Source organism: Colwellia echini, from assembly GCF_002843355.2.
GTDB lineage: Bacteria > Pseudomonadota > Gammaproteobacteria > Enterobacterales > Alteromonadaceae > Colwellia > Colwellia echini.
In genome coordinates, this window is the sequence record NZ_PJAI02000002.1 from 322,673 (window position 1) to 329,278 (window position 6,606).

At 36.4% G+C, this 6,606-nt stretch carries 9 protein-coding genes; 3 read left to right on the forward strand and 6 right to left on the reverse strand.

Annotated elements, in window-relative coordinates; genetic code table 11:
* Positions 1-135 precede the first annotated feature (135 nt).
* The 3 genes from bioC to bioB all read right to left on the reverse strand — a co-directional run bounded on the left by bioC (position 136) and on the right by bioB (position 3,267).
* Positions 136-933: a malonyl-ACP O-methyltransferase BioC gene (gene bioC / locus CWS31_RS03925; protein WP_101344403.1), complete on the reverse strand. Its 798-nt coding sequence runs from the start codon at positions 931-933 to the stop codon at positions 136-138.
* Positions 933-2,111: an aminotransferase class I/II-fold pyridoxal phosphate-dependent enzyme gene (locus CWS31_RS03930; protein ID WP_101344402.1), complete on the reverse strand. Its 1,179-nt coding sequence runs from the start codon at positions 2,109-2,111 to the stop codon at positions 933-935. Before CWS31_RS03930 ends, bioC begins: the two co-directional genes overlap by 1 nt.
* A 97-nt stretch (positions 2,112-2,208) precedes the next feature.
* Entirely contained in the window at positions 2,209-3,267 is a 1,059-nt protein-coding gene (gene bioB, locus CWS31_RS03935; RefSeq protein ID WP_101344401.1) for a biotin synthase BioB, read from the reverse strand.
* 138 nt (positions 3,268-3,405) lie between these two features.
* Between bioB and bioA the strand changes: the two genes are divergently transcribed.
* Positions 3,406-4,758 carry an adenosylmethionine--8-amino-7-oxononanoate transaminase gene (gene bioA / locus CWS31_RS03940; protein WP_101344400.1) on the forward strand — a complete coding sequence of 451 codons (1,353 nt, stop codon included), beginning with the start codon at positions 3,406-3,408 and terminating at the stop codon, positions 4,756-4,758.
* Between the two features lie 149 nt (positions 4,759-4,907).
* On the opposite strand, the gene brnA is transcribed toward bioA, so the two are convergent.
* Together brnA and CWS31_RS03950 are read right to left on the reverse strand one after the other, a co-directional pair.
* Positions 4,908-5,153, reverse strand: a complete 246-nt coding sequence (gene brnA / locus CWS31_RS03945; RefSeq protein ID WP_101344399.1) for a type II toxin-antitoxin system BrnA family antitoxin — start codon at positions 5,151-5,153, stop codon at positions 4,908-4,910.
* Positions 5,143-5,433: a BrnT family toxin gene (locus CWS31_RS03950; RefSeq protein ID WP_342780217.1), complete on the reverse strand. Its 291-nt coding sequence runs from the start codon at positions 5,431-5,433 to the stop codon at positions 5,143-5,145. Before CWS31_RS03950 ends, brnA begins: the two co-directional genes overlap by 11 nt.
* A 23-nt stretch (positions 5,434-5,456) precedes the next feature.
* Between CWS31_RS03950 and CWS31_RS03955 the strand changes: the two genes are divergently transcribed.
* Complete coding sequence (locus tag CWS31_RS03955; protein ID WP_101344398.1) at positions 5,457-5,696, forward strand: type II toxin-antitoxin system ParD family antitoxin; 240 nt, start codon at positions 5,457-5,459, stop codon at positions 5,694-5,696.
* Positions 5,696-5,989 (forward strand): type II toxin-antitoxin system RelE/ParE family toxin, encoded by a 294-nt coding sequence (locus tag CWS31_RS03960; RefSeq protein WP_101344397.1) that lies wholly within the window; start codon positions 5,696-5,698, stop codon positions 5,987-5,989. Before CWS31_RS03955 ends, CWS31_RS03960 begins: the two co-directional genes overlap by 1 nt.
* A gap of 113 nt (positions 5,990-6,102) precedes the next feature.
* On the opposite strand, the gene CWS31_RS03965 is transcribed toward CWS31_RS03960, so the two are convergent.
* On the reverse strand, positions 6,103-6,480 hold the full coding sequence (locus CWS31_RS03965; protein WP_101344396.1) for a hypothetical protein: 378 nt from the start codon (positions 6,478-6,480) through the stop codon (positions 6,103-6,105).
* Positions 6,481-6,606: the final 126 nt, after the last annotated feature.

Genomic DNA, 6,606 nt, shown 5'->3' on the forward strand with positions numbered 1-6,606 from the left:
CAGGCTCTTAATTATTTTTTGAAGTGATATTAGATTTTTAAAGTAGTAATACAATTGATAGATAATCGCGGGTTAACGAGTTAATAGATATCTAAAAAATTTTCTTTAAACTTGATTTAGTAATTACTTAAGAGGTTAGTGATTTAGCTTAACCACTAACCCTGAAAATAATCGGTAAGTTGCAGGATAAATTCCGTCAGGCTCTAAAAAATCTTTATAATGCTCGGTCATTTTAAACCATTTGTCTTTACCAGAAAGACCACGGTTTTTCTTTTCTGCTAAATGATTAGCCCCCAAACCTTTAAGTTCACGTGCTAAATGAATGACATTTTGATATTCGAGAATAATATCTTGGCATTTTTGTTCAATGATAGTGCTTTTATCATTATTAAATAAAGCGTTTAATTCATTAACCGTTTTAAAATCTATCACATGCTGATCTTCATCTACTTGTGCCCAAGAAGATTTAAGCTCGTGTAATGTTCCATCAACTAGGGTAGTAAATATAAGTAAGCCGCCTGGTTTTAAAACCCGCATCATTTCAGTGATAGCTTCATCCAGAGGCTCGAACCATTGGATCACTAAATTTGAATAAATGAAATCAATACTATTATCTTGTAGTGGAATTTTATGCGCATCACCTTCAACCCATAAAATACTTTCTTTACGGTTTTCTTTAGCGAATTTTAGCATTTCAATTGAAATATCTAAGCCAATAACTTGCTTATAAGTACCCGCTAATAAGTCGGTAAAAAAGCCTGTTCCTGAGCCTAAATCTAACACGGTAAGATCATGACGATTCGGCAACCAAGTCATCAAATGTTTACCCGAATATCGCTGTAGTCTTGCCGAAACATCGTAAGATTTACTGGCAGAGCCAAAGCTTTTAGCAATTTTTATTCTGTTGGTTTTTTCTTGTTCTGAATGGGGCATTATACGATAGCCTTATTAATGCATTCTGCTAAGTATTTGATATCTTGTGTATTATGATTAGCACATATTGTAACGCGTAACCTTGAGCTATTAACTGCAACTGTTGGTGGACGTATTGCAGTTAACCAAATGCCCTGTTTTTTGAGTAAATCACTTACCGCTAATGCTTTTTCTTCATCACCAATAATAATGGCATGAATCGAAGATTGAGTTGGTATTACCTCAATGGAGTCATCTAATAAATCAATAAATAACGCGCTCAATTCTTTAATTTTTTCTCGTCGCCATTGCTCTTTTTGAGCCAGTAAAATACTTGTTTTTGTCGCCCAAGCAAGCGCAGGAGAAATTGCTGTAGAATAAATATAATGTCGCGAAAAATTAACTAGATACTCATGTAAATTTTCATCACATGCTAAAAAAGCGCCACTTGTTGCAAGTGCTTTACCGAAGGTCGCCATAGTAATATCAATATTAGCAATGCTATTACTGCCCTCACCTTGGTTACCAATAACGCCAATACTGTGTGCGTCATCAAGATAAAGCCAAGATTTTTCTACTTTTGCAACCTGCGCTAAATCACTCACATTAGCTTGGCAACCGTCCATACTAAAAACACCTTCTGAGGCGATAAGTTTGTTCGGTGAAATTTTGGCGTTAGTTAATAAGCTAGATAAGTGTTCAATATTATTATGACTAAAACGTTTAACGGTTGCTTTACTTTGATAAGCTCCATCAATCATAGACGCGTGACTGAGTTTATCAAGAAAAAAGTGACTATCTGAGTTTTTACCTAACGCATTAAAAATGGCTAGGTTGGCGCCAAAACCACTTGAAAAAAGTAAACACTTGGGCTTATTGAGCCATTGACAGATTTCAGCTTCAAGCGCTTGATGGGCATAATGATAACCAGTGACTAAGCTTGAGCTACTTGCACAAGTTCCAAACCTGTCAGCGCCTTGCTGCAATGCTTTGTTTATCTCAGGATGATTATTTAATCCTAGATAGTCATTAGAAGAAAAATTGAGATAAGACTTACCATTGATAACAATTTTATTATTCTCATTATCATTAATTACGCTCTTTACGGCATAATTTCCGGTTTGAGCGCAAATCAATTGTCGATAACGTGACTTATTTTTTTGCTCTGCAATGTCGGAGCGAATAAAATCGAAAGCCATACTTTAAAATCTTCTAAGCGTAAGTTTCTGACTTAGCGAATAAAGCTACCTTTTTAAAGATACCTTTATAAGCTTGCAGCTACGTTGTCCGTTATATTTAAACCGAAGCGTTGTAGAATAAGTCGCTATTTTGTTGATCAACAATCGCGGTTTTTAATATCTTGTCTGATAGCTCAGTATCACCAACAACAGTTTCAGTATTGATACCTAACTTTTCAAACAACGCAATATCTTGATTAGTTTCTGGGTTTTCAGTGGTTAATAACTTACAACCATAAAAGATTGAGTTAGCTCCGGCAAGGAAACACATGGCTTGCATCTGCTCGTTCATTGCGGTACGACCTGCTGATAAACGCACATGACTTTGCGGCATCATAATACGAGCAACCGCAATACAACGAATAAAATCAAAGCTGTCTAAATCATCAACGTCTGCTAAAGGCGTTCCTTCCACTTTAACTAACATGTTAATTGGCACACTTTCAGGTTGTGGGCTTAGATTTGATAATTGAATTAGTAATGATGCGCGATCTACTGCTTTTTCACCTAAACCAACAATACCGCCACTACATACTTTCATACCTGCACTGCGAACATTTGTTAGTGTATCAAGTCTGTCTTGATAAGTACGGGTAGTGATAATTTGATTATAATGTTCAGGCGATGTATCTAAGTTATGGTTGTAGTAATCTAAACCCGCGTCATTTAATTGATCTGCTTGATCACCTGATAACATACCCAGTGTCATACACGTTTCCATACCAAGCGCTTTTACACTTTTTACCATATCAAGTACGTATGGCATGTCGCGCTCTTTAGGATTACGCCAAGCTGCGCCCATACAAAAACGGGTTGAGCCCATCTCTTTTGCACGTTGTGCGGCTTCTAAAACTTTTTCAACGGCTAATAAACTTTCTTTTTCTAAATCTGTTTTGTTACGCGCACTTTGCGAGCAGTACTTACAGTCTTCAGGGCAAGCACCGGTTTTAATCGAAAGCAAGGTACTTACTTGTACTTCGTTTGGATTAAAGTTTTCACGGTGAACAGTTTGTGCTTTAAACATTAGATCATTAAAAGGCATAGCAAATAATTCATTTACTTCTTTTAAAGTCCAGTTGTGGCGAGCGATAGAATTGGCTGACTGTGCTTGTGACATGTTTTGTGGCTCTTCTTATAATAGTTTGGCTATTGAGCTATGTTTACACATAAAACCCAATTGCATCTAGTTTACTTAACGGGTAGTCTAGCCTTACCTACCATGATGTCAACGATTAAAGAGATTTTTAGTTAACAAATGAGCAATAAACAAACAACCCTAACAAATTATGAACAAAACACATTGCTACAGTTTGATAAAGAAAACGTCTGGCACCCTTATACATCGATGTCAGAGCCATTACCTAGTTATTTAGTTGAAAGCGCAAATGGCGTTATGATCAATCTAGCCAGTGGTGAGCAACTCATTGATGGTATGTCTTCCTGGTGGTCTGTTTTACATGGCTACAATCACCCTGTTTTAAATAAAGCACTGCAAGATCAAGCCGCTAAAATGTCACATGTTATGTTTGGCGGTCTAACGCATCAAAGTGCAATCACCTTATGTGAAAAGTTAATACGCTTAACACCAAAAGGTTTAGACAAGGTATTTTTGTCTGATTCTGGCTCAGTAAGTGTTGAAGTCGCTATGAAAATGGCACTGCAATATCAACATGCTGTAGCCGCAAAAAAACAAATGAAATTAACTAAAACCAAGTTATTAACCGTTAAAAATGGCTATCACGGCGATACTTTTGCCGCCATGTCGGTATGTGATCCGGTTACGGGTATGCATCAAATTTTTGATCAAGTCCTAATGCAGCATTATTTTGCTCCAGCACCACGTATTAAGTTTGGTGAGACTTGGTCAAATGATGAAATGGTAGAATTAGCCAAGTTGTTTGCTGATCATCATAACGAGATAGCCGCTTTTATTATTGAGCCTATTGTACAAGGCACTGGTGGTATGCGCTTTTATCACCCCGAGTATTTAAAAGCCTGTCGCGAATTATGTGATCAATATGACGTATTAATGATTGTTGATGAAATTGCCACAGGTTTTGGTAGAACTGGAAAACTATTTGCCTGTGAATGGGCAGATATAAGCCCTGATATTATGTGCTTAGGTAAAACCTTAACCGGTGGCTATATCACACTTGCTGCCACTTTGTGTTCGAACCATATTGCAAAAACTATTAGCGATGGTGAAGCAGGCTGTTTTATGCACGGCCCGACATTTATGGGCAACGCCCTCGCCTGTGCTGTAGCCAATGCCAGTATTGATTTACTCATTGAAAACAATTGGCAAAGCCAAGTTAAAAAAATTGAAAATACATTAACCTCGTTATTATTGCCATTAGCAAATAACGCCCGTGTTGAAGATGTACGGGTGTTAGGCACTATTGGTGCTGTAGAGTGTAAACAAACGGTTAATGTAGCAAATATTCAAAAACGTTTTGTGGAATTAGGTGTTTGGATACGACCTTTTGGTAAGTTAATTTATATTATTCCACCGCTTATTATTAACGCCAAACAATTAACAAATTTGGTCAATGCCATAGCGACAGTGTTAGATGAAGATGAGTGTTTTAATCCTAAATTCAAGAATTAATAAGATACTTAACCACTGAGTTATTATATTTACAACTGCGCTGTGTTGTTTTAAAAAATAGTTACAGCCAGCGTATTGCGCAATTGCGCATCAGTTGCCGAAAAAATTTTCACCTCATTAAAAAACAATACAAAACCAATTTTTTAGCCCTAGTTGATTTGCTTGTTAGCAGCTTGTTGCTCCAATCTTTCGACTAACCAAACTTTTATAATAGATTGACGTGTTGTTCCAACACGACTTGCTTCTTTATCAAGAGAGTCAATTACCCAAGATGTAAAATCATCATTCACTCTTTTCTGTGTTTGATTGGGACGAGATATTGTTGATAAATCTAAATCATCAAGTATATCGTCTTCGTTAGCATCGAATTTTTGATCGAATTGTTCAGCTTTCATATATTGATACCTCCACTTTACGTGAGCGTCTAACTGAGATAATTCTAATAGTGTCATCACGATATGTAATAACAGCAGACCTGAATTTACCAGCAATAGTTCCGATTACTAAGTAGCGTTGTTCTCCTTCGGATTTAGCTTTTACTTGAAGTAAATCAGGATCAGCCCAAAGCTCTTGAGAATCAATGAAATTAATTCCATGCTTATCGAAGTTGGTACTACTGTTATTTGTCCTTTTGAGTGACTTGTAATATTTTTTGTACCATAATATATTATATATAGGTACTTATGAGGTTTTACATCATGGCTAAAAATACAAGCGTTACACTAGGTGATCATTTTGATCAGTTTATAAACCAACAACTTAACTCTGGTCGTTATGGCTCAGCAAGTGAAATCGTTAGAGCTGGATTAAGAGCCTTAGAAGATCAAGAAGCTAAGCTTTTAAATTTACGTAATATGTTAATCCAAGGCGAACAAAGCGGCGTTGCCGAGTACAGCTATGAAAGCTTATTGACTGAATTAGATAAAGATAACCATTAATGAATAAGTTTGTATTATCTTCGAAAGCCAAAACAGACTTAATTAAAATAGCTAAATATACCCAAATAACTTGGGGACTAGCTCAACGGAATGATTACTTAAAAGTATTAGATAAAACGTTCCATTTATTAGCTAATGATCCCGAGCTAGGTATTAACTGTGATTATATAAGAGAAGGTTACAGCAAATACCCACAAGCTAGTCATGCTATCTATTACAAAGAGTATAAAAACAGTCAAATATTTATCGTGAGAATATTACATAAAAGTATAGATGTTAACTCCGCGTTCTAGAAAATATAACGCCTTACTAGGGGACTAAAAATTGTTGGCTATAATATTGAGCGGAGCGAAAGTAGCCAACTGTTTTTAGTCCCACTTGAGTGGCTTGTTAGCAGTTGATTACACTAATGTTCCGTATTGCTTGCTGGAGCGTTTTCTACATTTAAACGAGCTTCACAACCAAAAGTAATTTCTCCGCTACTTTCTCTAACCCAAAAATCTCCAACAGCTCTTGGATCATTTGCAAACTTGGTTTTCTTACGCTTAATTAGGCGCTTCATTTCTAATTTTACGTTTTTAGGGGATGTCTCCATAAGAGACAACAACTCTGATTCGAATTTTGTTCCATTTCCCCAAGAATCCATGGCAACCGCATTCCAAGCAGTTACAACTATTTTCATTGTTGCCTCAAATTCTTCTTTAGTATAATTCAAAGGTAATCCTGCGATTATACCTTTCCCAAACTCTAAAACAGTTTGAGATATTTTTTTACTCGGAATCATATTACCTACAATGTTTAAACTGCTAACGCCCTGTTAATGGGCAAATTATTGTTGGCTAAAATAAGCGACGCAGGAGATGTATGGACTCCTCCCCCTCGCGGGAGTTTTGCGGTATAAAGTAAAAAG